The organism is Streptomyces sp. NPDC054883 (genome assembly GCF_053610645.1).
Map to the genome: position 1 here is coordinate 50,238 of NZ_JBSGYT010000009.1, position 25,625 is coordinate 75,862.

A 25,625-nucleotide genomic window follows, 5' to 3' on the forward strand; every position below is an offset into this window, starting at 1 on the left:
GAGGGCCGGGCCCTGAACAATCTGGGTACGGCTTTGCAGCAGGTGCGGCGGTTCGAGGAGGCCATCGACGCACATCAGCAGGCCGCCGCCCGGTTCACGGAACTCGGCGACCACGAGGGTGAGGGCCGCGCCCTGAACAATTTGGGCATGGCTTTGCAGCAGGTCCGGCGGTTCGACGAGGCCATCGACGCACATCAGCAGGCCGCCGCCCGGTTCACCGAGATGGGCGACAACGAGAGCCGGGTCCTGAACAACCTCGGCACCGCCCTGCAGTCCCGGGGGCTGTGGCGGGCACGCAAGGGCAAGAGCCAGAGCGAGGCCAAGGGCCAGAGCGACGCCAGGAGCGATGCCAGTATTGACTCCAAGGTCAGTCTGGTACCGCTCATCGTGGATCTCCCCTCGGGATCCACGGCCGTGTCGGCGGCCGTGGACACCGCTGCCTCCTCGTCCCCGGAGCGGCCCGCGAAGACGGAGGTTCTCGCGTTCGCACCCGCGGACGAGCCGTCGTCGGAGCAGGCCGACCTCCAGCTGGAGACCAAGCGTTGGGGACGCCGCCGCAAGGCCCAGGACCCGGTGCTCTCCGACGACCGGTAGTGAGGCGGGGCGTGCGCCGTCAGCAGCCGCGGACGCCGAAGCCGTACACCGTCTCCGAAGCGGTAAACCGCGTCCGGCCGCAGTTCCGAACTGGGGAACCGCGGCCGGTCGGGGCAGTCCGGGAAGGCTTCGCCTTGCCCATCCCACATGCACCGACGTGGACGCGCAGCGCCTGGAGGCCGGCGGCGGTGCGGATGGCCTCTGCTTTCCAGTCCGGGGGAGGTGGCAGAGGAAGCCGGCTTTGCTCCTCGGCCAGGGCCGCTTCGAGCGCGGTGATGGTGCGCTGGACCTGGTGCTGCTGCCAGGTCAGCCAGGCGTGGACGGCCCGACACCGATCCAGGCGCTCCCGGGTCCCGCTCATCAGGTTCGCTTCCCCGGATGGGCACCGTGAAGGCGCCGTCGGCGTACCGCACCATCGGCTCCGGCTCCCCGCCCGAAGCTGTCTCGGCCGCCTGTCGAGGCGCGCTGTGTACCCGCCCGCCCGCCAGAACGGGTGCACGCTGATCCCGCAGGAGAGCGTGATCAGTTCCCGCCGCATTACATTGAGGACATCGGCGACATGATCCGCGCGATGAACCCCGTCGCCACGGCCAACCCGATCGCGTCCCTCGTCGAGACCACCCGCAAAGACGCGCCCGAGGCCGCCGACACGGTCCCAAAACCGACAGGCACCTGGCCCTCGGCCCCGTGCGCGATGCCCGCGACCACCTGCGCGATCTGGCCACCACATCTCGGCAACGGCGACTTGCCGCGGATCCTCGGCGGGGGCAACGTAAGTCAGGCCCGGCACCTGGAGAACGGCTTTGGACCATTGCTCACAAGACCACCGCTGCGCCGAGCCCTACAGCCGCCCACCGCAGTGCCTGACGCATCGATGTAGGCCGTAACCCCAGGCCGTCGACCAGTCCGGCGCGCACCGAGGTGCTTCTCCAGCCGATGATCACGGCCATGGTCCAAAGTCCTGTTGCGGCGCCTGTGAAGGCGAAGAAGCTTCGGGGGCTTTCACCGTCCCATGGCACGAATCGGGGCACGAAGGCGAAGGCATCCTGCACTGCCTGAGCGGCCATGGGCATGCCGAGCCACATGACGATGCACACCGGCGGGCGGCCAAGGTGGTTGATGTTCGCGGCCAGGCGGACCATATGACCGTCGGGCACGTATTCCGTACGGTGCTCTCGACGATGCATCAGGACGTGCCGTCTGGCCGGCGCGTGAGGTAGGCCCGTACCTCCGGCGTCGCCGATGGGCGGCTGGGTCGCTGACCGGGGTGAGGCGGCGAGGCCTGGAGCCCGCTGCGATGCGGACGCCGAAACACAGGCCCGCCGGGCTGTAGTCGGGGGCTGAGCTATCCATGGTCTATGGCTGCCATGCCCTCGGCGACTTGACTGCCAGGTAGTTAGCCGCCATATTACTTCTTATGAGTGACGAGGATGCGAACCCCGGCGCTGCGCCCACGCTCGAACAGGCGCAGAAGCAGATCGCGCGGTACGGGCTTGACGCCGACCCGCAGGCGGTGCTTGTTGCAGTGCGCCTGATGGCTGCCGGGGCGCGCCTGGACCGGGCGTCCGAAGTGCACTTTGCGCGTTCCGGGCTGTCGACCGGGCGCTATCGCCTCCTGGTGGATCTCGAGGACAGCGACGGGGAGAAGTCGCCGTCGCAGCTCGCGAAGAGCCTTGGCGTCTCGCGCGCCACAGTGACCGGCCTGGTCGTCGGCCTGGAGCGAGAGGGTCTGGTGGCTCGCCGCGCCTCCGTGGAGGACGGGCGGGGCGCAGTGGTCGTACTCACAGCGCGCGGCGGCCGACTGCTGCGCGATATGGCCGCGGACCACTTCGCACGGCTTGAAGAGTTGGTCGGTGGACTGGCCGCCGACGAACGCGGGCTGTTCCTCGACCTCCTGGAGCGGATCACTCGGCGGATCGGTGCATTGACTGCCGAATAGCTACGGCATCACTTCCGCGCGACGGCAGCTGTGTCGACTGCACGGCACTCTCCCACACCCCGATAGTTAGCCGCCTAAGTAACTAGTTAGCCAGCTAAGTATATTTGAGGAGTTGTATGAGTTCCCCTCCCAGAACCGCCCCACGAGGTTTCGCAACGCGCCCTTTCATCCTGTGGAAGGAAGTCGCGACCGCCTACCTGGCCCCCGCGTTCACCGCCGGGCTCGGCGGATTCCTTAGCGGCCAGCCCGAACTGACCACGGCCGCCTTCACCTCCATCGGGGCCACATCAGCCCTGGTGGCCTGCTTCCTCGGCGCGTGGCTGCACCACCGTGGCCGACCTCGGCGCTGGACAGCCTCGGCGCCGCGACCGGTACTCACGCTCGCACTTGCCATTGCAGCGGCCGGAATCGGCGGCCTGGCCGGGTGGTTTGGATGCGACTGGCTGCCGTCGCACACACCGGTGCCCGATGCCGCATGGCTGGAGCGGCTGCGGATCGACTTGCCGCTGTCGGCCGCCCTGGCCGCCGCCATCGTCACCTGGCGGTGGCACGGAACGACATCCCGGCAACAGGCCTGACCCAGCCCTTCCACCCGACTCTCCGAAGCTCTCACCCACGAAAGGCAGCACACTGTGATCACCATCATCGGTGCCACTGGTGCCACTGGCGGCGCTCTGCTCCGGCGGCTCACCGAACTGGAAGTCCCCTGCCGCGCCGTCAGCCGTACCCCCGACGAGCTGCGCGCCGTCACCGGCACCGACACGCCCGTCGAGATCGTCGGTGCGGACGCCGCAGACCCTCAAACGCTCCGCGATGCGTTCGAGGGATCCACGCAACTGTTCCTCGCCATGGCCAACAGCCCGCGCCAAGCCGCGCTGGAAACCAACGTGATAGATGCCGCAGCCCAGTGCGGGGTAAGGCACGTGGTCAAACTCTCCGCCCCAGCAGCAGAGCCCGCCTCACCGGTGGCGATCTCGCGCGGCCACTGGCGGGTCGAGGCACACCTGGCGACAACCGACATGACGGCTACGCTGCTCCGACCATACGCATTCATGCAGAAGCTGCTCCTGAACGCCCCAGCGATCGCCCAGGGCGTACTCATCGGGGCCATGCGGGAAGCACCCTGCAACTACATCGACGTCCGGGACATTGCCGACGTGGCCGCAGAAACTCTCCTGCGCCCCGACCTTGCCGGCACCACCTACACCCTGACCGGCCCGAGGGCCTTCAGCCACCCCGAGCTCGCCCGGCTACTCGGCGAGCTGATTCGCCGCCCCGTCCGCTACATCGACCTGCCACCGAACGAGTTCCACGGCCACCTCCTGTCGACCGCACATATGCCGCCCTGGCTCGCCAGTCACGTGGTGGAGATCCAGCAATTGGCCAGCGAGCGCCCGGAATCCCCCAACAACACCATCGAGACCATCCTCGGCCGCCCCGCCAGGACACTGGGCACCTTCCTCCGCGAACATCTCCACACGTTCACCCAGACCGCCTGACCGACCGCTCAACCGTCTGCTCCCGCCCCCACCCTTCTGGAATGGCAGTGGCCAGCCGCCTGGGTGGGGCGGCCGGCCACCGCCACGCCACGAGTGAGGCACAGACTCGACCACCCTGGCTTACCTCGTCACCCCCAAGACGGCCATCCCATTCCACCTGCGCGCCACCGGCCAACTCCTCATCCCTGCCGGCAACCAGATGACTTACTGATCCTTCGTAAGTTCGGTGGGTGTGGTGGGTGGATGGTCAGGCCGGTGTGGGCGAGGAAGGGCCATGGCAGTTGTGGGTTGTGGTTGATGCGGTGGATGCCTTGCTCGGTGGCGTCGGCGACATCGGCGAGGTGGTCGCCGGCGAGGTTGGCGAGTTCACGTTTCTTGAGTGAGGACCACAGCGGCTCCACCGGGTTCAGCTCGGGAACGTAGGCGGGTGATCGCCCCTGGGTGAGCCAGTCCTGGCCCGCGGCCCAAGCCCGCATCGCCCGGCTCCAATGGGCGGACAGGCCGTCCCGGACCAGGACGGCCCGCTGGCCGCGGTAGAACACCTTTATCTGCTCCAGGACCTCGATGAGTGCGGCGGTGTCGTAGCTGCCGGCAGATGGAAGCACAGGCGGGCCCCTCGACCGGGGTCGGTGGAGTGGTATCCCAGGGCCCCGGCCATCGACGCGCGCTTCCAGTTCAGCCGGTGCTGCAGCAACGGGGTCCGACCTCGGGGTGCGTAGGTGCGGCGGATCTGAGGCAGCAGGGAGACGCCTGATTCGTCGAGGAACACGATCCAGGCACGTGTGTTCACGGCCCCTTTGATCGGCGGCCACTCGTGTGCGATCCAGCGGGCGATCTCCGACTCGTCCCTCTCGACTGCCCGCCACTCGGGGCGTTGCAGACTCCATCCGAGCCGGCCGGTCAGCGACCGCCACACCGACGCCCTCGACAGCACCACTCCCGTCACACGCTCAACGACGGCGACGAATCGCTCCAGGGTTCACAGGCCGGCCTCGAAACCATGGGCTTGTGCTCCTCTCTCCAACGCGGCCCGGACGGTCTCGACCTGCGCGTCGTCCAGCTTGGGTGGACGACCGGTGGCAGCACGCCGCCGCAGGGCCGAAGCACCACCTTCCTCCCATGCCCGCCGCCATCGCCGCACGCTCTCCGCACACACCCCGACCGCCCGCGCGATCTCCGCGTTCGAGACACCGCCCTCGAAAAACTCGACCGCCCGAACACGGCGCGCCTCCGCCAACTGAGGCCGCAACAAGGGAGGAAGGGAGGCGCAGGCCGCAGAGGGCGAAGGTCGATAAGCCACCTCGACAGCCTCCCACCCACACCTCCTCGCACGACATCCAACGACAGTCTGAGTATGGTGGGGCAGGTGCTTTCAGCGGGTAATGGGCCCACGAGGATCCTGTCCGGACCGGAGCTCGCATGCTTTCTGGCTGAGGTACACCCGGTAGTAGTACCTGTAAGCCACTCTGTAACCAGTGGCGTAGCCTACTTCGTAGGCAGTGGTTGGCCGGAACACCGGAGGGCCCCAGCGGGAACAGCTCCAGCCGGCCCTTTTTCCAGCTCGCTCACCCACTCGGTAACCATCACAGTGGCCTCGCCAATAGGGCTGATTCAACTCCAAGTAGTAGACGCATCCCGACCAAGGGGGATCCTGTGCAATGGCCTGTGGACTGCGGTGCTGTACCGCCCTCTCCACAGCAGGCGCGGTGGCGCCCGCTGCCGATGCAGACGGAAATGTGAGGGCAGCACACAGTAAGATTCCAACGGCGGGGAAATAATGCGAGCTGTTCATCCTTGCCTCCCCGATTGCAATTTCGGAGGGATGGGCGGCGAAGAAGACTGAGGATCTGCTGGGTGCCGGATCGCCGCAGCATTCGGCCAGAATCCTTCACCAGTCTAGGAGCGTCTTGCCTGTGACGCGATCGGCGTAGGCCGTGGGGGCGGAGTGGCTATCTCGACTTGCGAGTGACGCGTGACATCGCGTGCGCGTGAGATCGACGGACGTAACCGCCCGCCCGGCATGATGCCACGCAACATTCCACCTGGGGGGACCCATGCGCACCCGCACCATCATCGGCCTGCTTGCCGCCACCGCCCTGCTCGCCGGTTGCAGCGGCGAACCTAGTGTGATGCTCCGGAAAACTCAGGGTTAATATGGTTTGAGGCGAGCTGGCTGTGGCTTACCTGAGCGCAAGATGCGGCTTCCAGCCGTTGCCCAAGCGGTGGGTGATCGAGCGCACCTTCGGCTGGCTGATGCAGCGCCGCCGCCTGGCACGTGACTACGAAGCTCTGCCGCAGAGGTCCCCGATACCAAGGAAGAGCCACCGGAGTCTTCCATGACCTCGGCGGCCCGCAGAGGCTGAATCACTGTAACGATCCGCCGGACGAGGGGCCAGGCGAAGCGGACCGCCGATAAATAGCTCGACGTCGGTCGCGGTGATCGGGGACGCTGCACGCGATGACCAGAATCGACGACACGCCGCCCGCGTGGGACGAACGCACCCAGCTCACCACGTTTCTCGACTACACACGTGACACCGCCCGAGCCAAGTGCGCCGGCGTCTCTGCGGAGAACGCCCGCAAGGCGCTCCTGCCGGGCTCCCCCTTGATGACCATGAACGGAGTGATCAACCACCTCCGCTGGGTCGAGTACTACTGGTTCCAGGTGGTCTTCCTCGGCGAGGAAGACCAGGGCCCCTGGACCGAGGAGGACCCCGACCGCGAGATGCGTATCGCCGTCGACTTCCCCCTCACCCAGTTGCTCGACGAATACGCCGAACAGAGCGCCCGCTACCGAGAACTGGTCGCCGGGAATGGCCTGGACAGCCAGGCCAAACGAGCTGTCCGCAACGGCCTCCACGTCGACCTCCGTTGGATTCTCCTTCACCTCACCGAGGAGACGGCCCGCCACAACGGCCACCTGGACATCCTGCGTGAGATGCTCGACGGCACGACCGGTGACTGAATCGGGCGGACAGGCCGACTTCGCCCAGAGCGCCGCCGCTCGTGCCTTCAGATAGCTCGTCGAACACCGGACCCACGCCTTCGGCCACACCCCTCCAGATACTCCGGGCTGGTTACGGCAGGAGCGAGCGGAGTGACTCGGGGGAGCGGGCCACCACCGCTGTTCCGTCCTCGGCGGTGATGATCGGCCGTTGAATCAGAATCGGATGGGTGGCGAGCGCCTTGATCCATCGGCCACGGTGGGCTGGTTCACGGGGCCACGAGGTGAGGCCCAGCTCGGTGGCCGTAGGTTCGCCGGTGCGGGCGATGTCCCACGGCTCCAGGCCCAGCCGTCGCAGGAGCTCTTCGAGTTCCGCCACCGTCGGCGGCTCCTGAAGGTAGTGCCTGACCGTGTACTGAGCATCCTCCGCGTCCAGCGCGGACAGGGCCGATTGGCACTTGGAGCAGGCGGGGTTGATCCAGATTTCCATGCACTCGTGTCCGTCGTGGTCGTTCAGGGAGGGGTCGTAGGCGCTGGGCCGCGGGTCGGTTCAGGAGCGCAGGGCGGTCAGGGCGAGGAATTCGCTTCGGGAGCGGGCGTCGCTGCGCAGGGTGCCGAGGAGGGTGGAGGTCAGAGTGCTGGTGCCGGTGGCCTGGACGCCGCGCAGCGTCATACAGCTGTGTTCGGCTTCGATGACGACGCCCACACCCTTCGGTTCCAGGTGCGTCTGGAGCCAGTCGGCGATCTGCTTGGTCAGGCGCTCTTGTACCTGGGGGCGGCAGGCGAAGTGTTCGACGATGCGGGCCAGTTTGGACAGGCCCAGGATGCGCTTGCCGGGCAGGTATCCGACGTGGGCGGTGCCGACGAAGGGCAGCAGGTGGTGTTCGCACACCGACCGCAGCGGAATGCTGCGGGCCAGCACGAGTTCGTCGTAGTCCTCGTCGTTGGGAAAGGTGGTCAGGTCGAACGGGCGCGGGCTGAACAGTTCGGCGTACGCGCGCGCCATCCGGCCCGGGGTGCCGCGCAGATTCTCGGAGGTGGTGGCGATGCCGAGAGCCCGCAGGAATTGGCCCGCCGCGTGTTCGGCGGCGGCCAGGTCAACGCTGTCCGTTTCGTGGACGACGCGCAGGGCGGCCGTCACCGGTACCGGTATCTGGGGATCGCCCGAAGTGAAGGACACGGGGGTGTGGACTAGCCGGCTCATGTCAGCCGCCACCGATCCCGAGGGCGGTCAGCAGGACCAGGACGACGGTGACGACGGCGAACAGGCCGTGTCCGGCGACTACCGGCACCGGGAAGTACCGCTCGGCCGGCTCGGCCTGCTGCCCGGTAGTGCTGGCGGCGGTACGGCTGCGGTAGACGGGGATCCAGCGGGCGAACATCGTGAAACCGAGCAGGGCGACCGGCAGTAGCAGGCCGAAGGCCGTCCAGGCCAGCGCATCCTTGTCGGAGACCACGTAGACGATCCAGACGACCAGGCCGATCGCGGCGAGAGCGAAGTGCCCGAAGACGACGGGCACGGGCAGCCGGCTGGAACCTCCTCGGCCACCGCCGCGCGAGAGCCAGGTGCCGAGCATGTAGAAGCCGCCGAGAGCGGTGATCACCCAGGTGATCAGTGCGGCGATGTCCATTGGGGGGACTCCTTGGTGGGGAACTGACTACGGGCGACGGTCACCGATACCGGCAACGGCGACGGTGGGGCGAGGTGGGGTGGAATCGGGTTTGCGGGTCAGCCGGATGGCGGGCGTGGCCGGCTGTCGGTGGGGACGAAGCCCTCGGCCTGGGCGGACTCGTCCACGACACGGACGCCGTAGCGGTAGGCGAGTTTTCCGCCCAGGAAGCCGGAGAAACCCAGGACAGCCAGGCTGACGGCGTTCAGGGTGAGCATCCCGGCTCCGACACTGCCGGACGGTCCGTGGCCTGCGTGCCGCCACAGGAAGTTCCCCGCGTACGCGGCGGTCACGAGCAGGTTCAGCGTCATGTGGGTGAGCCCGACGCGGAACGCCCGGGTGCGGGGCGGGATCGCGAACAGGTCCAGAAAACCGACCATTGCCGCCGCGAGGGCACCGATCACCCCGACGGCGATCAGCCACATCGCTCCGCGGCTCAGGAACTCCGGGTCGTCCACGACATGGGAGGCGATGTCGAAGACCAGGCCCGCGACCCAGGCGCCGATGGGCACGGTCACCAGGATCGGGTGAAACGGATGCCCGTACGGGCCCGCCAACGCTGCGCTCACCGGCCGTTTCGCCTGCCGGTGCAGTGAGTCATCCATGTCGAACCACCTCCAGTTTCGCTAACAGATCTTTCCGTTATTCGGTTCGGGGGTCAAGTGTGCCTGATCACGTTCCCGAATCAACCCCTCCGCCCACCCACATGGGGGTTACTTTGAGGAGGTGGCTTCCGACATGACTCCGCCGGTCCCCGCGGGCGATGCGGCTATCGATTCCCTCAGCGTCCTCGGTGAGGACTCCCGACGGCAGATGTACGCCTTCATCCGTCGCGCCCGCCGACCCGTGACCCGGGACGAGGCCGCCGAGAGCGTCGGCATATCCCGCAAACTCGCCGCTTTCCACCTCGACAAGCTCGTCGACGCCGGCCTCCTACGAGCCCGTTACGGAGCCCCAGGCGTGATCCGCAAAGTCGGACGCCAGCCCAAGGTCTACGAACCCACCGACACCGAAATCCGCGTCAGCATCCCCGACCGGCGCCACGAACTGCTGGCAGACCTGCTCCTGCAGGCCGTCCTGACCGAAGGCGACGACGAAACCGCCACCGAGGCGGCCGTACGCACCGCAGACCAGCGAGGCCGGGAACTGGGCGAGGCACAACGTGAGCAGACACGTCCCGGCCGGATCGGTTCCGAGCGCGGCCTCACCGCCTGCGAACGCATGCTCAACCGGCACGGCTTCGAACCTTTCCGCGAAGCCCCGGACCGGCTACGCCTCCACAACTGCCCCTTCCACCCCCTCGCGGCCAAAGCCCCCGACCTGGTGTGCGGCATGAACCACGCCTTCATCACCGGCTACCTGCAAGCCATGCAGATCACCGGCATTGCGGCCGTCCTCGCGCCCCGCCCTGGCGAATGCTGCGTCGAACTGCACCCCACGCCCGCCCAGCCCTGAGGGACACATCCCACAAGAAGGACGCGAACGTGATCGTGCCGCCGCCGTGCGCGCCATCGAGGACGGCGTCGTCGGTAGTGGCTGCGTCGGACTGTCGCCTGGTGGCGCCTGCGTCAGCTCGGCCCAGTGCAGCAATCCGGGGCACCGCGGTGCGTGACCAACACAGGTACAGGGGGAGTTCCGCACCTTGAGAGCCTCCCGTCCGGGGGGAAGTCGGGCCTTGCCGGCTCTGGGCGCCACCGCCGGGAACTGTGCCGTGACCGGGGCTTCACGGCTTCTCCTCGGGGGCGGGCCGCAGGAACCAATCACGCGCCGCCGCGGCGACGGTTTCCAGAGCCCCGGGTTCCTCGAACAGGTGCGTCGCTCCGGGGACCACCTGCAGCCGGTGAGGTGCACGCAGCAGTGCGGCGGCCGCACGGTTGAGCTCCAGGACGTTCCTGTCAGCGCCGCCCACGATCAGGAGGACCGGCGCCCGCACCCGGCTCAGAACGTCGTCGCCAGCCAGATCCGGCCGGCCGCCACGTGACACGAGCGAGCCCACACGACCGGGCCGTTCGGCCGCAGCCACCAGCGCGGCCGCAGCTCCAGTGCTCGCCCCGAAGAGTCCCAGAGGAATCGATGCGGTGGCCGGCAGGGTACCGAGCCAGTCGATCGCCGACACGAGACGCCGTCCCAGTAGGCCGATGTCGAAGCGATGCCCCCCTGTCGCCATGTCGGCCCGCTCCTCCCGCACGGTCAGCAGATCCATCAGTAGCGTCCCGAGGCCCGTCTGCCGCAGCGACGCGGCCACGGCCTGGTTGCGCGGACTGTGCCGGGAACTGCCGCTGCCATGGGCGAAGACCACCACCGCGCAGGGACGGGGAGGAAGCACCAGGTCACCGGAAATGGTCGAGCCATCGACCGGTATGGAAACCGTTTGCGAGTCCACCACCGTCATCCTCTCCTTCCCAACCGGACCACACCGTGCGGCTGCCCCCGCAACAACCCGTATACGCGCAGATCAAGTGCCGCACGCCATGGCCGCGTCCCCGACGAGGTGCGGGGGGAGCCAGCCGAAGCGGCTTCCGACGAGCCGCTTGCGGCGCCCGTGCGGCCGTCGGCCGGGCCTTGCGCAAAGAGGCCACGAGTACCGGTGTCACCCTTGCGCTCGGCATCCTGTTTTATCAGCCGCAAGGCATCCCCAGCAGCTCTTGAGCACCAGATGAGGTTGTAGTCCGCGCCTGCTCGTGTCTGGTGCGAGCAGGCGACTTCGGGACCGGGTCAGCGCAGATGCAGAACGAAGCCGCTGCGCGGAGCGGTCGGAATGCGGGAGAGGGGAATGGTCAGGTCCTGGTCGGGGACGTCGTAGTCGAGCCCCGCCAGCTCCGTGGCGATGACTGCGAGGGCCGTCACGGTGATGTCCTCGCCCGGGCAGCGGTGACCGTGAGCGGCGTGGCCGCCGCCCTGGGGGATCAGGTGGTCGAGCGGGCTCTTCGCACCGGTGAAGCGGTGCGGGTCGAAGCGGTAAGGCCGCTCCCACAGGACCGGGTCGTGGTCCTGTCCGTAGAGGTCCAGCAGGACCAGGGTGTCCTTCGGGATGTCCACGCCGTGCCAGATCAGGTCACGGGCGGCGAGACCGCCCACGAAGGGGGCGAAGGGATAGAAGCGCCGCACCTCGTGGGCGAACGCTACGGCGTAGGTTCCCTCGGGGTCGGAGCTCAGGGGATCGAGGTGGTGGGGCCAGCGGTGCAGGGCGTGTGCGGCGAAGGTGGCGAACCAGGCGACGGCGACCGCGGGCCGGATGATGTTGAGGAGTTCCACCGCGGCGGTGTGCGGGCTCAGGAGGTTCCCGTCCAGGTCGCGGTGCCAAGCCACCGTTTCCAAAGCTGAACTCTTGGCGTCTGCCTCTTGCGTTTCGCGGGTGCGGGTAATCAGCTCGGCGAGGGCCATCTCCTGGCGGGCGCGGGCGCGGCGGGCGCGCAGGTGCCGGGGGCCGGGAGTGGCGAAGCCGTCGACCATGGCTGTGCAGTCGCGCGCCATTTCGGCGGTCTCCGCGTCGGAGAGCGGGACACCGACCCAGTCGCAGACGGCTAGAGCGAGGACCTTGGCCGCCTCATCGAAGAGCACCACACGGTCGCGTTTCCATTCCGCCACGGATTCGCGCCACCGCCGGCTGATGTGGTCACCGAAGGAAGCCACGCCGGTTTCGTCCTTGAGAAGGGCGACGAACATCGCTTTGCGGACCCGGTGGGCGTCACCGTCGAGGGTGTGTACTGCGCCCCGGCCGAACAGGGTGTCGAGTACCGGACCAGGCAGGGCTGCCGTCCGCAGCACGTGGCGCTCGTCGTAGAAGAAGCCGACGGCTTCCGGGCCGCGTAGCGCGATCGTCGGTCGGCCCAGCAGGCGGGTCCTGAACGTGCCGTCCGCTGTGGTGCGCATCCGGTTGGGTAGCCAGGCGTATCCCTGGGCCAAGAGAGACAGGGTGCTGTCCAAGATGGTGGGCATGAGACTCGGGTACCCGACCGCGCGCCCGGCAAGCGTTCGACTACGCGCCGCCACCCGCCTCGCCGCAGTTGTTCACTCTGCCGCGCCCTGGAGGCTTGCTGTGGAGCGGCCGGTATGCAGGTACGACGGTCTTCTCGCCCGCGGCCGGCCGGACAGCACCGCTGGAGGGTACGGCGGAGGGGTCGCCGTCATGGTCGGCTGCGCCGTGTCGGCCGCGCCACCCATGTCGATCACACGTCGTACGGGATCGGCCCCGTCACCCGCGCGGGCCTCCCTCCGTGACCGCGCTCGGCCTCCAGCTCTCCTCTCCCTGGGGGTGGCCCCCGCCCAGGCCGCTACGTCGGGCCCCGGGCCGCTGGGGGTTGGACATCAGTGCGGCCCGCCGGGCGTCGAGTGTCGTCCCGGGCGCGCCCGTGCGGACGTCTCCCTTCCCGCGGGCGTTGCCGCGGAAAGGGAACGGGGAAGGTCAAGAGCCGCTGCCGAAGACGGCTTTCTGGACGTCATCGGGACCGTCGTACCGCTTGGATCCGGAACCCTCGAGCTTCTCGACAACGGTCTGGTCGGCTCCGTTCCTCTTGGCCAGCGAGGCGAGGTCGTCAGCGCTGGCGGGGTACTGGGCACCCTTGAGGGCCTTCTGCACGTCGATGGGACTGACCTCGGCCATGGTGGTCTCCTCCTCTGCTCAGTAGGGCGTTCTCACCGTTGTCACTGTTTCCGCTCTTTGCCGCTTCCCGGAATAAGACGAGCGATTCGGGGCAGGGGGCGACTCTCAGACCGGTCAACGGCGGGCGGCGGCCAACAGGAGGTGCCATGTCCATGCCCCCAACGGCATCGAAGAGGCGTGCCGACGCCGACCGGCTCAGGCGCACGGCCTTCGAGGTGTTCGGCTGGGACGCCCTGCGGCCGGGACAACTCGAGGCGATGGAAGCAGTGGTGCGGGGACAGGACACCCTCGTCGTGATGCCGACGGGGGCGGGGAAGTCTGCCGTCTACCAGGTGGCCGCGCTCTGTCAGCCCGGCCCGACCGCTGTCGTATCGCCGCTGCTGGCACTCCAGCGCGATCAGATCGCCGGGCTCCTGCGCCACGATGCGCCCGAAGGTGCCGCCGTGAACTCGGACCAGGGCGCACAGCAAACGGCCGCCGCGTGGGAAGCCGTGAGCAGCGGCGACGTCGAATACCTCTTCCTCTCCCCGGAGCAACTCGCGAAGGACGACGTGGTCGACCGTCTCGCCCGGGCGGCGCCCTCGCTCTTCGTGGTGGATGAAGCACAGTGCGTGTCCACTTGGGGTCACGATTTTCGGCCCGCCTACCTCCGCCTGGAACAGGTGGTCGAGCGAGTGGGGCGCCCCACGGTGCTCGCTCTGACGGCGACCGCCGCACCGCCGGTGCGGGAGGAGATCGTGGCGCGTCTCGGCATGCGCGACACGGTCCTGGTCGTCGCCGGCTTCGACCGGCCGAACATCAGGCTGGAGGTGCGCCGCTTCCTGGAGGACGAGGACAAGCGCCGGGCGGTCGTGGAGAGGGCGGCGGCGGAGCCCAAGCCGGGCATCGTGTACGCCGGAACCCGCAAGGACACCGAGAGCTACGCGGCCGAGCTCGCCGACCTGGGCCTGCGGGCGGCCGCCTATCACGCCGGTATGCGCGCGGCGGAGCGCTCCCGGGTCCACGATGCCTTTCTCGCGGGCGACCTCGACGTGGTCGCCGCCACCTCGGCGTTCGGCATGGGCATCGACAAGGAGGACGTGCGCTTCGTCCTGCACGCGGCCGTTCCCGGTTCCCTCGACGCCTACTACCAGGAGGTCGGCCGGGCGGGACGGGACGGGGAACCGGCCGTCGCGGTGCTGCATTACCGGCCGCAGGACACCGGCCTGCAGCACTTCTTCGCCGCGCGGGGGCCGGCCGAGGACACGGTCGCGGAGGTGGCGGCCCGCTTGCACGAACACGAGAAGCCCCTCGCGCTGGAAGACCTCCGGGAGGAGACCGGCTTCTCCCGCAACCGTGTCACGGCGGCCGCGAACCTCCTGGAGGAGATCGGGGCGGCCACCACCGACGAGGAGGGAGCCGTGGCCGCGGTGGAGGGACTGACGGCCGCGGAAGCCCTGAAACGCGCCGCCGAGGCAGCCCGTACCCGGCGCATGCTGGAACGCTCACGGGTCGAGATGGTCAGGGCGTACGCGGAGACCACCGGCTGCCGGCGGCGCTTCCTCCTGGGGTACTTCGGCGAGGGCCACGAGGACGCGTGCGCGAACTGCGACACGTGCGACCCGGCGCCCACGCCTTGCGCAGACTCCCCGGCAGCGTTGCCCCGGCGTGACAGCGCCCCCGCCGCGCACCCGACGGCCACCGAGTTCCCGGCCGGGACCCGCGTACGGCACACGTCATGGGGCGCGGGTCTGGTCCTCAGCGAGGACGGCGACCGCATCACCGTCCTGTTCGACACCGTGGGGTACCGCACGCTCTCGCTGCCGGCGATCACCGACCAGGACCTGCTCACCATCCTGACCGCCGGATCAGCGGCGCAGACCGACTGACGCCGTGCACCGCCTCGGGCGCTAGTGCCTCCCGCCCCGCCACGGCCTTTGCGTCCGGCCGCGGCCTGCGCCTGGCCATGCGTCCCGGGCGTCGATCCCTGGCGGTCCTGCGCGCGGCCGTGCTGCGCACCGGCCCCTACGGGCCCGCGGGCGGCATCCCTGAAGCACGTGCGGGTCGACCGCGGCCGGGATTTCCTGTCGAAGACGGTCCTGGGCGCCTTCGGCGTCCTGCACTCCAAGGCTGACGATCTGCCTACGTCATCCCGTGCCGGATCACGCCGCCCGCCGAACCCTCCGCGGCCGCGCGCCGCAGACCGGCCGGCCAGACCAGCCTCACCCACAGGCCGCCCGACCCCGATCGGAACCGCTCGACCACCCGCATCTGGCCGAGCACCGCCAACGGGGCCGTGCCGGCGCGGTCAGCCGGCCCACCGGCGCCCGGGACTGTCCCGCCGTCAGGGCGGCCAGCGCTTCGGCGTCATCATCGCTGGACCAGCCGGACAACCGGTCCTCTCCCTCCGCATCGTCGGCCAGGACCAGGTGCGGGTCATCGAGCCGGAACCGGGATGTACGGTGCCCGGCCCCGCCCTGCACGACCAGTGAGGCCGCCGGCATGGCCACGAGCACCCTCGATCTCGTCGTGGGCAAGCAGCCAAGGCCTTCCGCGTCCTCGTCTCCTTGTTCGCCGTCGCCGACATACGGTGCAGGGAGACGTCCTGCAACGGCACCTGCGGACACCCATGGCACAACCTGTCAACCACAGCCAAGCAGCCGCTGCCAGCACACCACGCATTCACAACCGGATTTGTCAGATGACTGCCGTGGGAGCAGGACGTCACCGCTGGCACCGCCCGAACGTCACCACATAGGTCGCGGCGCCGCTCGCGCCAGCTCCGGCCCGGTCCGCGGAGCCGGCCAACGCCGCGCTGCCGATTTCACGCAGCGTCCCGTTGAGGATGTTCGCGCGGTGTCCCGGGCTGTTCATCCACCATCTGACGGCGGCGCTCGGCGTGCCCGAGGTGCCCCAGCCGGTGTACGTGATCTCAGCGACCTGCCACGACCGGGGGTTCGGGCAGTAGCCAGCCCCCATGATGCGGCTCTGCGGTGTCGAGCCCGTCTGTGGGTTGGTGTGCGAGTCCTGGCCCGGCCCCCACCACTTCAGCTGCACGGCCGCAGCGGCATGCTGCCGGGCCGCGGTGTTCAGGGCGGCGTTGACGGTTAGCGCCGGAAGCCCGCGCTGCGTACGCTGCGCGTTGATCAAGCCCACAACATCCCCGGGCTGGGCAGCTGCGTCCGAGGACGCGGCAGCGGGTACCAGCGTCGCCGCCAGGATGGCGGCAACGGCCGGACCGATGAGCCTCCGGGTCCGTGAAGCAGTGCAATTCACGAGGTACACCTCCCGCGACGAACAGTGGTTTCGAGCGCTTGGGTGAGGCGACCAGTCGCTTTCGCTTCGACATCATTTCCAGGCTGCCATCCGGACCACCCGGTCGCCATCGGAGAGCCGGTCCGGCCGCTGCCGGAGGAGGAACGGCCTTTCGGGAATACGAATGGGCCAGCGCCCCGGAACGCTTCGCGGAAAACTCGCCGCCGCGCGGGCCTACTACGAGCAGCACGGCACCTCGCCGCGCCGCGGCACGCGACCGCCCTGGACCGGGCGAGCGGGCAGTGGCTCACCAATGATCCAGGCAGCGGCAAGGGTGGTCCACGCCGCGGCGGTGCCGTGCTCGCGGTACCCGGCCGGCGAGGTCGGCGGGGCGGTGTGCGGATTTCCACCAAGGCGCCCAGTCCAGGACCTCGGCGGTGAACTCGGTGAAGGTCAGCGGCACAGGCTCGTCAGGGTCGGGGCTTCTTCTTGACGGCCCAGGGCTTTGGGGGTAAGCGTGTAGCCGGGCAGGACCGCGAAAAACATGCGGTCCGTGCGCCGGTTGAGGCTCTCCACCGTGCCCTTCAGATGCGGGCTGTAGGCAGAGAACTGCGTCTGCGCGCGGCACCACCGCGGCGGCCTGAGAGCTTTTGTGAGGAGAAGCGCAAATGCGGCATATTTAGGCATTTTGGTCTGGTCGCTTCTCTGAACCATCCCGGCCTGTGGTGGACGCGGGCCGGGCACCGTTCCGGGGCGGCGGACGGAGTTCCTGAAGAGGCTCGGGACGAGGTGCTGGCAAGGCGTCGTTCGAGCGGGGTGCGGAAGCTGGGGCGGATGCGGGTGCGGCCGAGGAAGACAGCCAGCTGTTTGGCCTCGTGGTGATTCCGTTCGGCCGGGGGCTACCCCCAAGCCCGACGGCGCCGAAGAGGGGGAGAACGAGAATGGGCTGAGGGCCCAGGCCCCCGCCGACTCGGTGGCCGGGACCTGTGGAGTGGCTCAGTCGGCCTGGCTGTTCGCCGGCTTGGGCAGGGGCCCGGCGGCCATCACCTCCGCCCCATACAACATCTGTCCGCAGGAACGAGGAGCCTCGCGCCCTACCCTCGCCCGCCGGTTCACCGCCCTGGTTGGCCGCCCGCCGATGCCGTACCTCACCTGGTGGCGCCTGACCTTCGCCGCCACCCTGCTCCGTGACACCACCGACTCCCTGGCCACCGTCGCCCGCCGAGTCGGCTACGGCACCCCCTACACCTTCTCCCACGCCTTCAAGAGGGAGTTCGGGACCACCCCGGGTCGCTATCGAGCGGAGGCCGCGGGGTGTTCGTCGGCTGTGTGACAAGCCGTCAGGCCCGCAGAAGAGGTTTCGTACGTCCGACTGAAGCCGCCCCGTGTCCCGGGCGCCGGCGCACGCCTCATCTCCAGTCGCCGAACCTCTCGAAGTACGCCTCCACGGAGCGCACACCGGTCGTTTCGAGCGCGGCGCGCTGCGTTTCCCAATCGCCGGCGAATGCTTCGACCAGGACCTCGGCGGCCCTCGACGTCCCGAGCACCTTGCGCAGGCACTCCTCGCGCCGCGAACCGTCGAAGTGGACGAGCGCGACCCGTGCCAGGTTGTACGCGCGGCTCGTGGAACTCAGGCGGTACGGCGGGTACGGGCGGAAGCGGTGCGCGAGCCGGGCGCCCGGGACGGACAGTACGTCAACGCCGGCGCGCCACGCCCTGAGACTGAAGTCCACGTCTTCCAGTCCGAGTTCGCGGAAGGCACCAAAGCCCCCCAGCCGGTCGAACGTGGTCCGGCGCACCGCCAGGCAACCGCCGGGAGCAAGGGGCACCGGGTAGGGGGCTGCGCCGTCGGGCCCGGGCGGAAGCCAGCGCACCCTCAGGTGGGCATCGATCAGCCGCGCCCCGCAGCCCGCGGCTGTGCCGCCGATGTCTTGCACGGTGGGCACGAGGACGGCGTCGGGCCCACCGTCCAGCGCCGCCCGTAGGCGGGCCAGGCAGCTCCGTTCCAGGCGGCAGTGCGCGTCGAGGAACACCAGGTAGGTACCGCGGGCGAGCCGGGCGCCCGCGTTGCGGGCCGCTGCGACCCCGCTGCGCCGGATTCGACGTACCACGACGCCGCGCGCCCGCCACTGCGCCTGTTCCAGCACGGCGCAACTGCCGTCGGCGCCGCCGTCATCGACGACGATCGTCTCGTCGGCGACCTCGGAGCCGGCGAACACGGACTCGAGGGTCGCGTGCAGCTCGGCGCCCTCGTCCAGCGTCGAGACGACCAGCGAGACCGTCGGCGTCTGCCTGCCGCGCGGCGCGGGACCGGTCGAGGACGCCGTGCGGCTCACGTCAGCGCGGCCCGGGGGTGCCCGGCGGGACGCCCCCGGGGGGCAGCGTGGCGACCAGGTCGATCAGGCCGGGCAGCAGGGCCGCGTGCCGGATCGAGTCCTGCAGGTAGGCCGTGAGTCCGGCGGTGAGCGCGAAGTGGTAGGAGCCCAGCCGGTCGAGTTCCGCGCCGTCCAGGGTGAGCGACAGCAGGTCGCCGGTCCGCAGTCGGGCGAGGCCCAGGGTGTCGATGACGTGTTGCGGCGCGGCGGAGAATTCCAGGTAGTCGGCGAAATCGGTGGAGGACCGGAAGTCCGCCTCGGCGAAGCCTGCTTGTCCGAGGGCACGCTCGAGTGACCGGTCGCCCTGGCGCACCAGGTAGCCGGCCGTCGGTACGTCCGCCTCGCGCAGGTACTCGAACAGCTGCTTCGTCAGGGCGCCGACGAGGCCGATGTTGGTGGCGTTGCGCCGGTCGGTGAGGACGGGCGTGAGGTGGGCCCGCTTCTCGGTTCCGATCATGGCGATGGCCACCGCCTCGACCGTCTTCGACCCGATGCCCTTGGGCGGCCACGGCCGCTCCGTCGCAGCCAGCGCCAGGACGAGGCCGTGCCCGTCCAGCAGGGGCTCGAGGACCTCGATGAAGAGGTACGGGTAGCCGTTGCGGCGGCAGAACGTCGCGAGCGCGGTCCGCGTCTCGGGGTCGACCTTTCCCGCCCCGGTCATATGCATCCGAACCGACTCGTTGGCCGGGGAATGGTGGGTCATCGCACGCCTCCGAGCGCGGGGGAACTTGCACTGGACATCCAACCGGCGACCGCGTAGCGCGTCCCGTCCCGCACGGTCGCCACCTCGTGCATCAGCGAGGACCGGAACAGAAGCAGCATCCCCGGCTCCGGCACGACGACCACCCGCCGGTCGCGCAGACGGGGATCGGTCTCGTAGACGGTGAGCGCGCCGCCGTCGAACGTGGGCAGCGCTCGGGTGGCGCCGCGACCGTTCAGGTAGAGCAACAGCGACCAGCGGTGGGCGGCGAGCCGCGGCGGATCGTCCTTGTGGTTCGCGACGTCACGGTGCGCGCGGAAGTAGCTGCCCTTCTCATACGACATGAAGTACGGGCCGTACAGGAAGTGCGCGTCCGATTCGAAAGCCCTGCGGTGGTCGTCGAAGTACGACGCCATGCGCTCGCCGATGCGCCGCTTGTGGTCTTCGGGCAAGTGGTGGTCGAAGCAGAGACGCAGCGATTCGTCCAGGACCGATTCGCCCGCACGGACGACTTGGGCCGGCTCGCGGGGTGACTCGTCCATGGCCCGGATGACGTCGGCGCACTCCTCCGCCGACAGGAAGCCGGGGGTCGATGCCACGTTCTGCGTCCTGAACTGGGGTCGCATGTCCTGACGCCTCCTGGTGGGGTACGTCTCGTGCAGGTGGTTCCAGAGTCCTGCAGGCCGGCACGACGCACGCGGACCGGCACGCCGGACCAGAGCGTGTCTCTTTGATGGGCTGGTCAGTTGATCGGATATATCTGTTCGGTTACGGCCTCGGGGACCAACGGAACAGTGTTTGGCGGTAGCAACGCTTCCGGGTGGACGGCACCCTGATCCTCACCCGCGACCACAGCGTCGCCGAACAGTCCAAGAACTACCGCTACTCGACCAACAGGTCGTCATCGACGCCGACACCCGCCTGGTCGTCGCGGTCGGCCGGACCCTGCCGGGAAACCGCAACGACTGCAAGGCATGGGACCTCTCCGGAGCCAAGGCGGCCGTCGGACGCACCACCGTCATCGCCGATGGCGGCCATCGGGTCGACCCGTCGCTGCTGGCCTAGGGACTGTCCGAGGGGTCTGGCGACCGCCTCATGCCTAGGCCGTTTGGATCGGCGTGGGGCGGGGCGATCTTTTGAGGAACTGGCTCGGGGCGACGGCCCGGACGGCCGCGACCGCTGCAGCATCGGCAGGCTCCAAGCTGTTCTCACTGTGGCTATGCGAGTCCAGCCGCGGATCCCGTCTATGTGGTCCGGCTTCAGGGGATGTGGAGTTCCGTGCAAGCCGGCCCGTGCTGCGTTTTGGCTTCACATTCTCCCGGCTCGGCCTCGTCTGGGTTAACGGCCCCAACCGCCACCACCGACGTTCCGGCCGGAGGCGCGAGCGGGATGTCGATCTCCTGCGCAATCTTCCCCTGATCGTCAGGTCTGAGCACACTCCAGTAGAGGTCGCTACCCCACTTCCCGGAGGAACCGTTCTGAGGGTTTACGGTCACCTCGATGTGCGACCACTTCTGGACGCCGTCGGCGTGAACGCCGAAGTGCAGCCGCATGTTGGAGCGCGGTCCGTCGAGTCTGACGTTGGTGAAGGTCGGGCGGCCGTTTCCGCCCGCGGCCTGGGCGGCGCCGACCACGGCAATGCTCAGAGATGCCATGTAGAAGATGACGCCGAGGACGAGCACGCCCGTCTCCCACAGGACTCCGCGTCCTGTGGGGCGGATGAGTAGGGCGGCGATGCTGCAGACGATAGAGATGATGGCGCAGAGCGAGGCCACGTAGATGGGCCACGACCTGTTGTTGAGAGCGACGAACACGAACTTGCTGTTGAGCCCCAAGGTGGTCATGATGCCAGCCACCGCCACAAGGGCACCGGCCAGGATCTTGGCCACATCGTCCAGACGTTTTCCCAGCGCGGCCTGAATCTCTCCGATGGTCGGGGGTGGGGTTTCCGTTGGTTTCGAAGGCTCTTTCGCACCGCCCATTGCGCGCTTCCCCGATCGTTGAGCCCTGCCGGGCAAGACAACTGCTGGACAACGTCAGCTTCGCATTCAGCCCGGGGCGGGCCGTGACTGCGACGGTGGGAAGCCGGGCCGTCGGCGGACATTCCCCTGGTCGGCCCAGCGCACAGCGCCCGGCCGGTCTAATGCAGCAACGGCGTTTGGCGTGACTGGTTGCCAGGGTGGTCATTGGTCTGGTTATGGGTGGGGCACTTGGTGATGTGAGGGTGTGGGGCGGCGGGTCTGAGTGAGGTGCATGAGCGGTTCGTGCACCGGTTTGCCCGGTCGGAGCCGGGTAAGTCCGCCCTGGCGTATATGCGAGGCCTGATACTCCGCTGGAGCGGAAGAACGGCTGGACGCTTGCCGAGGAGGCAGGACATGCGGCGCCCGACCGCATGCACCGGCTGCTGAACCGGTGCGACTGGACGCTGATGAAGTCCTCGACGACGTCCGCGACTACGTCGTCGAGCATCTCGGTGACCCTGAGGCGGTACTGATCGTGGACGACACCGGGTTCCTGAAGAAGGGCGTCCGGTCGGCCGGCGGCCAGCGCCAATACTCGGGAACGGCGGGCCGCACGGCGAATTGCCAGGTCGGTGTCTTCCTCGCCTACGCCGGGATGCGGGGCCGCACGCTGATCGACCGCAGGTTGTATCTGCCCACGTCATGGACCGATGACCGAGAACAGTGCCGGGCCGCGGGCATCGAGGACACGGTCGCCTTCGAGACGAAAGTCGTCATCGCCAAAGCCATGGTCCGCCGGGCGATCGCGGCGAGGACTCCGTTCCGGTGGGTGACCGCGGACGCCGCCTACGGCTTCTCCAAGGGCTGGCGGACCGAGCTCGAGCGGGCGGATGTCTTCCATGTCATGGCGACCACCCGGCACGACACTGTCGTCTCCCGCTGGGCCATGGACCACCCCGTTCACGACCTGTTCAACAGTCTGCCCCGGCAGAAGTGGAAGCATCGTTCCTGCGGGAACGGCGCCCACGGCCCGCGGGTCTATGACTGGGCACGCGTGGAGGCCCGGCCCTGGCATCGAGAAGACCGCCGGCACTGGGTGATCGCCCGCCGAAGCGTGAGCCGGCCGGACCAGATCTCCTACTACATCGCCTACTGCCCCGCCGACACCACCCCCGCCGAACTCATCCGCGTCGCGGGCAGCCGCAGGGCGATCGAGGAGTGCTTCCAGACCGCGAAGCAGGAATGCGGCCTGGACGACTACCAGGTCCGCCGCTACCCCGGCTGGCACCGCCACATCACCCTGGCCATGGCCGCCCATGCCTGCCTCACCGTCCTGCGGGCCCGAGCATCGGATACCGGAAAAGCAGAAACGGATCCTCCCAGCTCATACCCCTCACCCTCCCCGAACTCCGACGCCTGATCACCCGCCTCACCCATCACCGCCCCGCCTCCATTGGTCACGTCCTGCACTGGTCACACTGGCGACACCGACGCCAACACCAAGCCCGCGTCAGCCACTACAAACAACGCGGCCACACCCCACCCGAAGCTGCCAACCTGTCAGGCCAAAGACCGTTGCAGTACTAAGTGGTCGGCTCCTGTCGGTCGGCGAGTGCGTGTCGGTCGAGCCGGGCCAGCAGATGGTCGGATGTGGTGAACCTCCACTGGAACGGCTGTGCCGTGGCGTTGTAGCGGTCTTCGAATGCTCGGAGCCGGTCCCGGACCTGGGGGGGTCTGTGAAGTCGTTGGGGGGGACGACCTTGCGTTGCACGATGGAGAAGAAGATCTCCACCTGGTTCAACCAAGAGGCGTGGACCGGGGTGTGGACCAGGACGGCGTTGGAGAACCTGACGGCCAGGCGGTCGACGGCCCGCTTGCCGCGGTGCGAGGAGCCGTTGTCGACGATCCAGAAGACGCGCTTCGCGCTGGCGTAGGGCTTATGAGTCATGACCTGCTCGACCAGGATCATGAAGGGCACGATGCCGGTGGTCGCCTCGCAGCGGCCGAAGACCGCGGCCCAGTGGACGTCGTAGGCGGCCAGGTAGGCCAGGGCTCCGCCGCGGCCGTACTCGTGAAGTCGCTGGAGATCACGTACTCGTCCGGGCCAAGGGGTACGCCCTGGTAGGTGCGGGCGTACAGGTCCAGGACCCGCTGGGCCCTGGCGCGGAAATCCGGGTCCGCGGATGAAGATCCAGGACCGGTACTGCCAGGGTTTGAGCGCGTCCTGGCGGAGCCAGCGGCGCACCGTGGACGCCGAGACGGTGTCGGCGATGCCGCGCGCGGTCAGTTCGGCTGCAAGCTCCGGGCACGACCAGCGCGACAGCGGGGTGCCGGTCTCGGCTGGGAGTTGGCAGGCCAGCGCCTTGGTCTCGGCGACCTGCACGGGGGTGAAACGGGCGGGCCGTCCGCTGCGCCTGCGGTCGGCCAGAGCCGGCAGCCCGCCGTCGGCGAACCGGTTCCGCCAGGTCCGCACGGTGTCCAGGTGCTGGCCCGTCTCGCGGGCAACGCGCGCGTTGGAGCGCCCGCGGGCCGCGTGCAGCACGATGTGCGCGCGTACCCGGGCCTGGTGTTCGGTCTTGTGGCCGTAGGCCGCCTTCTTCAGCCGCTCGCGTTCGGCGTTAGTCAGGACGATCGGGCGGGCGACGGCAACGGGCATGGCAGGCAGGCTGAGTCGGGAGAAGTGGATCACGAGAGGCCGTAGTCTGCCGTGCCCGGGCCGGGAAGCGTCGGGCAGGATGACGGTCATGCCCAGCCACGGGATTCCATCAAGTCCTCACTCGCCCAGAAGCTGACCTCCCGCGCCCGTGCCTCCTGGCCGCAGTTGGCATACGTGCACGTGCGCTACCGCGGCCAGTTCGTCTACGTGGACGGCGAACTGCCCGGCGGCGAGGTCGTCAAACTCATGCGCCTGTGCTACGGCGGCTCCGCGAGCGTCTGGGGCTTCGCCCTCTACCTCGCCAGCACCAACAAGTACGAGGACACCATCCTGCCCACCGGCGCCTTCGCCGGCAGTCCCGAGGACGCATTGGACTGCGCCTGCGGCCTCTGCCTTGCTTACCCGGACCTCTGACGCGTCAACATTCACGGCCCCGGCGCGCGGCTCTGCTCGGCGAACTGGGCGCGGGACAGTCCCCTGGCCTGCGGCCGTGTGGCGATCCGTCGATTGCATCACCCTACATATGTAATATCTGACCTAGGGTGTCAGTCATTACTCGGAGGGGTGTCTGGATGTTGGAGATCGCGCGCTTGTGGGTCGAAGGGTGGACCGTCTCGCGGCGGACACCGAAGCCAGTGGACGTGCCGTGGGGACTGAGCATCGAGGTCGGGCTGCCGGCCCAGACGGTCCGTCACGTCCTGCTCGACGCCGATGTCGAGACCGCCCGCGGGCTCGTCGACGCGATCACCGAGCCGACCACCTGGATCAAGACCCTTCGCGAACCAGCTGCCGTGGAGCCGTGGTTCTCGTCCGAGTGGGAGCGGACCGATCCCGGCTTCCTGATGGCCGTAGACCTGCGGCCGTCCGCCGTGCGCGCGCCTGACGGTTACACAACCACCACCGAGACGGCCGACGATGTCACCTACGTGAGCGTTCTGGCCGCCGACGGGGAGCTCGCCGCACGCGGTCAGATCGGTCTGACACGTGCCGCATGTGTCTTCGACCAGATCGTCACCGAGGAGGCGCACCAGCGCCTCGGCCTTGGGACGGTCGTGATGGGCACGCTCGCCAACGCGGCCGTCGAGACAGGCGTGGCTACCGGCATCCTGGGTGCGACTGTCCAAGGCCGAGCGCTGTACGAAACGCTCGACTGGAAGGTCCTCGCACCTCTGACCGGCTTCATCTACAAGCCCGCCGCCCCCTGAACTGCACCCCGGGGCCCCTGTACACGGCAGCGCGCATGGGCCAGGAAAGATCCGTGCTGTTCGCGTGCCCTCCATGGTTCAGAGTCTGCGACCTCCAGCTGCTGGAGGCGCAAGACCTTTCGTCACGATGAAGCCGACCCCAACCGGACGTGCAATCTCCGCAGACCACTGCGATTAGAGCCACGCATAACGTTGGCATGGGCGTCAACCCCCGAAGGATTTCCAACCCCAACCACTAAGCCAGA

At 68.7% G+C, this 25,625-nt stretch carries 26 protein-coding genes and 5 pseudogenes; 14 read left to right on the top strand and 17 right to left on the bottom strand.

The features are described from left to right. A partial coding sequence (locus ACWGH1_RS09530) for a tetratricopeptide repeat protein (RefSeq protein ID WP_453352146.1) occupies positions 1–594 on the top strand: 594 nt, incomplete at its 5' end. Between the two features lie 815 nt (positions 595–1,409). Here ACWGH1_RS09530 and ACWGH1_RS09535 read toward each other — a convergent pair. Beyond that, positions 1,410–1,751, bottom strand: a complete 342-nt coding sequence (locus ACWGH1_RS09535) for a hypothetical protein (protein ID WP_453352144.1) — start codon at positions 1,749–1,751, stop codon at positions 1,410–1,412. Positions 1,752–2,011: 260 nt separating this feature from the next. Here ACWGH1_RS09535 and ACWGH1_RS09540 point away from each other — a divergent pair, with 260 nt between their 5' ends. The 3 genes from ACWGH1_RS09540 to ACWGH1_RS09550 all read left to right on the top strand — a co-directional run bounded on the left by ACWGH1_RS09540 (position 2,012) and on the right by ACWGH1_RS09550 (position 4,032). Continuing rightward, positions 2,012–2,533, top strand: a complete 522-nt coding sequence (locus ACWGH1_RS09540; protein WP_453352143.1) for a MarR family winged helix-turn-helix transcriptional regulator — start codon at positions 2,012–2,014, stop codon at positions 2,531–2,533. A 116-nt stretch (positions 2,534–2,649) separates the two neighbouring features. After that, the gene (locus ACWGH1_RS09545; RefSeq protein WP_453352142.1) at positions 2,650–3,111 is read left to right on the top strand and encodes a hypothetical protein; all 462 of its coding nucleotides are present in this window, start codon (positions 2,650–2,652) and stop codon (positions 3,109–3,111) included. Between the two features lie 54 nt (positions 3,112–3,165). Beyond that, positions 3,166–4,032: an NmrA family NAD(P)-binding protein gene (locus ACWGH1_RS09550; protein WP_453352141.1), complete on the top strand. Its 867-nt coding sequence runs from the start codon at positions 3,166–3,168 to the stop codon at positions 4,030–4,032. A gap of 179 nt (positions 4,033–4,211) precedes the next feature. On the opposite strand, the gene ACWGH1_RS09555 is transcribed toward ACWGH1_RS09550, so the two are convergent. Genes ACWGH1_RS09555 through ACWGH1_RS09565 form a run of 3 tightly spaced genes read right to left on the bottom strand, consistent with a single transcriptional unit; the run spans position 4,212 to position 5,332 of the window. Next, positions 4,212–4,637, bottom strand: a complete 426-nt coding sequence (locus tag ACWGH1_RS09555; protein WP_453352140.1) for a transposase — start codon at positions 4,635–4,637, stop codon at positions 4,212–4,214. Beyond that, the gene (locus ACWGH1_RS09560; protein WP_453352147.1) at positions 4,577–5,008 is read right to left on the bottom strand and encodes a winged helix-turn-helix domain-containing protein; all 432 of its coding nucleotides are present in this window, start codon (positions 5,006–5,008) and stop codon (positions 4,577–4,579) included. The genes ACWGH1_RS09555 and ACWGH1_RS09560 overlap by 61 nt, the downstream gene beginning before the upstream one ends. Positions 5,009–5,011: 3 nt before the next feature. Next, entirely contained in the window at positions 5,012–5,332 is a 321-nt protein-coding gene (locus tag ACWGH1_RS09565) for a helix-turn-helix domain-containing protein (protein ID WP_453352139.1), read from the bottom strand. Positions 5,333–6,231: 899 nt separating this feature from the next. Here ACWGH1_RS09565 and ACWGH1_RS09570 point away from each other — a divergent pair. After that, positions 6,232–6,372, top strand: a pseudogene (locus tag ACWGH1_RS09570) (transposase); the annotation flags it as partial. Between the two features lie 118 nt (positions 6,373–6,490). Then, entirely contained in the window at positions 6,491–6,997 is a 507-nt protein-coding gene (locus tag ACWGH1_RS09575; protein ID WP_453352138.1) for a DinB family protein, read from the top strand. 112 nt (positions 6,998–7,109) lie between these two features. Here ACWGH1_RS09575 and ACWGH1_RS09580 read toward each other — a convergent pair whose 3' ends face one another. From ACWGH1_RS09580 to ACWGH1_RS09595, 4 genes are all read right to left on the bottom strand, one after another. Then, a complete protein-coding gene (locus tag ACWGH1_RS09580; RefSeq protein ID WP_453352137.1) occupies positions 7,110–7,466 on the bottom strand; it encodes an ArsC/Spx/MgsR family protein in 357 nt (118 codons plus the stop codon). A gap of 60 nt (positions 7,467–7,526) precedes the next feature. Then, positions 7,527–8,180, bottom strand: coding sequence for a GTP cyclohydrolase I FolE (folE, locus tag ACWGH1_RS09585; protein ID WP_453352136.1), 654 nt, complete (start codon positions 8,178–8,180; stop codon positions 7,527–7,529). Between the two features lies 1 nt (position 8,181). Further along, positions 8,182–8,607 (bottom strand): hypothetical protein, encoded by a 426-nt coding sequence (locus ACWGH1_RS09590; protein WP_453352135.1) that lies wholly within the window; start codon positions 8,605–8,607, stop codon positions 8,182–8,184. A 98-nt stretch (positions 8,608–8,705) separates the two neighbouring features. Then, positions 8,706–9,251: a DUF2231 domain-containing protein gene (locus tag ACWGH1_RS09595; RefSeq protein WP_453352134.1), complete on the bottom strand. Its 546-nt coding sequence runs from the start codon at positions 9,249–9,251 to the stop codon at positions 8,706–8,708. Positions 9,252–9,372: 121 nt separating this feature from the next. On the opposite strand from ACWGH1_RS09595, the gene ACWGH1_RS09600 reads away from it, so the two are divergent. Further along, entirely contained in the window at positions 9,373–10,101 is a 729-nt protein-coding gene (locus ACWGH1_RS09600) for a helix-turn-helix transcriptional regulator (protein WP_453408580.1), read from the top strand. A 268-nt stretch (positions 10,102–10,369) separates the two neighbouring features. On the opposite strand, the gene ACWGH1_RS09605 is transcribed toward ACWGH1_RS09600, so the two are convergent. The 3 genes from ACWGH1_RS09605 to ACWGH1_RS09615 form a co-directional block, all read right to left on the bottom strand. Beyond that, a complete protein-coding gene (locus ACWGH1_RS09605) occupies positions 10,370–11,038 on the bottom strand; it encodes a dienelactone hydrolase family protein (protein WP_453352132.1) in 669 nt (222 codons plus the stop codon). 323 nt (positions 11,039–11,361) lie between these two features. Further along, positions 11,362–12,585 carry a cytochrome P450 gene (locus ACWGH1_RS09610; RefSeq protein ID WP_453408581.1) on the bottom strand — a complete coding sequence of 408 codons (1,224 nt, stop codon included), beginning with the start codon at positions 12,583–12,585 and terminating at the stop codon, positions 11,362–11,364. Between the two features lie 466 nt (positions 12,586–13,051). Beyond that, the gene (locus ACWGH1_RS09615) at positions 13,052–13,249 is read right to left on the bottom strand and encodes a DUF2795 domain-containing protein (protein WP_453352130.1); all 198 of its coding nucleotides are present in this window, start codon (positions 13,247–13,249) and stop codon (positions 13,052–13,054) included. 146 nt (positions 13,250–13,395) lie between these two features. Between ACWGH1_RS09615 and ACWGH1_RS09620 the strand changes: the two genes are divergently transcribed. Both ACWGH1_RS09620 and ACWGH1_RS09625 read left to right on the top strand, forming a co-directional pair. After that, complete coding sequence (locus tag ACWGH1_RS09620; RefSeq protein WP_453352129.1) at positions 13,396–15,117, top strand: RecQ family ATP-dependent DNA helicase; 1,722 nt, start codon at positions 13,396–13,398, stop codon at positions 15,115–15,117. A 660-nt stretch (positions 15,118–15,777) separates the two neighbouring features. Next, positions 15,778–15,933: pseudogene (locus ACWGH1_RS09625) on the top strand (DUF5958 family protein); the annotation flags it as partial. A gap of 19 nt (positions 15,934–15,952) precedes the next feature. On the opposite strand, the gene ACWGH1_RS09630 reads toward ACWGH1_RS09625, so the two are convergent. Next, entirely contained in the window at positions 15,953–16,384 is a 432-nt protein-coding gene (locus ACWGH1_RS09630) for a CAP domain-containing protein (protein WP_361319328.1), read from the bottom strand. A gap of 1,174 nt (positions 16,385–17,558) precedes the next feature. On the opposite strand from ACWGH1_RS09630, the pseudogene ACWGH1_RS09635 reads away from it, so the two are divergent. Then, positions 17,559–17,816, top strand: a pseudogene (locus ACWGH1_RS09635) (helix-turn-helix transcriptional regulator); the annotation flags it as partial. A gap of 76 nt (positions 17,817–17,892) precedes the next feature. Here the strand turns inward: ACWGH1_RS09635 and ACWGH1_RS09640 are convergent. Genes ACWGH1_RS09640 through ACWGH1_RS09650 form a run of 3 tightly spaced genes read right to left on the bottom strand, consistent with a single transcriptional unit; the run spans position 17,893 to position 20,184 of the window. Continuing rightward, the gene (locus tag ACWGH1_RS09640; protein ID WP_453352128.1) at positions 17,893–18,819 is read right to left on the bottom strand and encodes a glycosyltransferase family 2 protein; all 927 of its coding nucleotides are present in this window, start codon (positions 18,817–18,819) and stop codon (positions 17,893–17,895) included. A 1-nt stretch (position 18,820) separates the two neighbouring features. Further along, positions 18,821–19,519, bottom strand: coding sequence for a hypothetical protein (locus ACWGH1_RS09645; RefSeq protein WP_453408582.1), 699 nt, complete (start codon positions 19,517–19,519; stop codon positions 18,821–18,823). Between the two features lie 38 nt (positions 19,520–19,557). Continuing rightward, positions 19,558–20,184: a 2OG-Fe(II) oxygenase gene (locus ACWGH1_RS09650; RefSeq protein ID WP_453352645.1), complete on the bottom strand. Its 627-nt coding sequence runs from the start codon at positions 20,182–20,184 to the stop codon at positions 19,558–19,560. Between the two features lie 194 nt (positions 20,185–20,378). Here ACWGH1_RS09650 and ACWGH1_RS09655 point away from each other — a divergent pair. After that, a pseudogene (locus tag ACWGH1_RS09655) lies at positions 20,379–20,596 on the top strand (IS5/IS1182 family transposase); the annotation flags it as partial. A gap of 221 nt (positions 20,597–20,817) precedes the next feature. Here ACWGH1_RS09655 and ACWGH1_RS09660 read toward each other — a convergent pair. Then, positions 20,818–21,540 carry a hypothetical protein gene (locus tag ACWGH1_RS09660; RefSeq protein ID WP_453352644.1) on the bottom strand — a complete coding sequence of 241 codons (723 nt, stop codon included), beginning with the start codon at positions 21,538–21,540 and terminating at the stop codon, positions 20,818–20,820. Between the two features lie 215 nt (positions 21,541–21,755). Here ACWGH1_RS09660 and ACWGH1_RS09665 point away from each other — a divergent pair. Continuing rightward, positions 21,756–22,939, top strand: a pseudogene (locus ACWGH1_RS09665) (IS701 family transposase). Positions 22,940–23,029: 90 nt separating this feature from the next. Here the strand turns inward: ACWGH1_RS09665 and ACWGH1_RS09670 are convergent. Further along, complete coding sequence (locus ACWGH1_RS09670) at positions 23,030–24,175, bottom strand: helix-turn-helix domain-containing protein (protein ID WP_453352643.1); 1,146 nt, start codon at positions 24,173–24,175, stop codon at positions 23,030–23,032. A gap of 51 nt (positions 24,176–24,226) precedes the next feature. Between ACWGH1_RS09670 and ACWGH1_RS09675 the strand changes: the two genes are divergently transcribed. Together ACWGH1_RS09675 and ACWGH1_RS09680 are read left to right on the top strand one after the other, a co-directional pair. Further along, positions 24,227–24,589, top strand: a complete 363-nt coding sequence (locus ACWGH1_RS09675) for a hypothetical protein (RefSeq protein WP_453352642.1) — start codon at positions 24,227–24,229, stop codon at positions 24,587–24,589. A 158-nt stretch (positions 24,590–24,747) separates the two neighbouring features. Beyond that, positions 24,748–25,380 (top strand): GNAT family N-acetyltransferase, encoded by a 633-nt coding sequence (locus tag ACWGH1_RS09680; protein WP_453352641.1) that lies wholly within the window; start codon positions 24,748–24,750, stop codon positions 25,378–25,380. Positions 25,381–25,625: the final 245 nt, after the last annotated feature.

Bases quoted from the DNA above. Each gene is read 5' to 3' on its own strand.
- ACWGH1_RS09645 (WP_453408582.1), bottom strand. From the start codon at position 19,519: ATGACCGGGGCGGGAAAGGTCGACCCCGAGACGCGGACCGCGCTCGCG.
- ACWGH1_RS09680 (WP_453352641.1), top strand. From the start codon at position 24,748: ATGTTGGAGATCGCGCGCTTGTGGGTCGAAGGGTGGACCGTCTCGCGG.
- ACWGH1_RS09610 (WP_453408581.1), bottom strand. From the start codon at position 12,585: ATGCCCACCATCTTGGACAGCACCCTGTCTCTCTTGGCCCAGGGATAC.
- ACWGH1_RS09545 (WP_453352142.1), top strand. From the start codon at position 2,650: ATGAGTTCCCCTCCCAGAACCGCCCCACGAGGTTTCGCAACGCGCCCT.
- ACWGH1_RS09580 (WP_453352137.1), bottom strand. From the start codon at position 7,466: ATGGAAATCTGGATCAACCCCGCCTGCTCCAAGTGCCAATCGGCCCTG.
- ACWGH1_RS09590 (WP_453352135.1), bottom strand. From the start codon at position 8,607: ATGGACATCGCCGCACTGATCACCTGGGTGATCACCGCTCTCGGCGGC.
- ACWGH1_RS09660 (WP_453352644.1), bottom strand. From the start codon at position 21,540: ATGGGCGGTGCGAAAGAGCCTTCGAAACCAACGGAAACCCCACCCCCG.
- ACWGH1_RS09615 (WP_453352130.1), bottom strand. From the start codon at position 13,249: ATGGCCGAGGTCAGTCCCATCGACGTGCAGAAGGCCCTCAAGGGTGCC.
- folE (WP_453352136.1), bottom strand. From the start codon at position 8,180: ATGAGCCGGCTAGTCCACACCCCCGTGTCCTTCACTTCGGGCGATCCC.
- ACWGH1_RS09575 (WP_453352138.1), top strand. From the start codon at position 6,491: ATGACCAGAATCGACGACACGCCGCCCGCGTGGGACGAACGCACCCAG.
- ACWGH1_RS09540 (WP_453352143.1), top strand. From the start codon at position 2,012: ATGAGTGACGAGGATGCGAACCCCGGCGCTGCGCCCACGCTCGAACAG.
- ACWGH1_RS09670 (WP_453352643.1), bottom strand. From the start codon at position 24,175: ATGCCCGTTGCCGTCGCCCGCCCGATCGTCCTGACTAACGCCGAACGC.
- ACWGH1_RS09595 (WP_453352134.1), bottom strand. From the start codon at position 9,251: ATGGATGACTCACTGCACCGGCAGGCGAAACGGCCGGTGAGCGCAGCG.
- ACWGH1_RS09650 (WP_453352645.1), bottom strand. From the start codon at position 20,184: ATGCGACCCCAGTTCAGGACGCAGAACGTGGCATCGACCCCCGGCTTC.
- ACWGH1_RS09620 (WP_453352129.1), top strand. From the start codon at position 13,396: ATGTCCATGCCCCCAACGGCATCGAAGAGGCGTGCCGACGCCGACCGG.
- ACWGH1_RS09605 (WP_453352132.1), bottom strand. From the start codon at position 11,038: ATGACGGTGGTGGACTCGCAAACGGTTTCCATACCGGTCGATGGCTCG.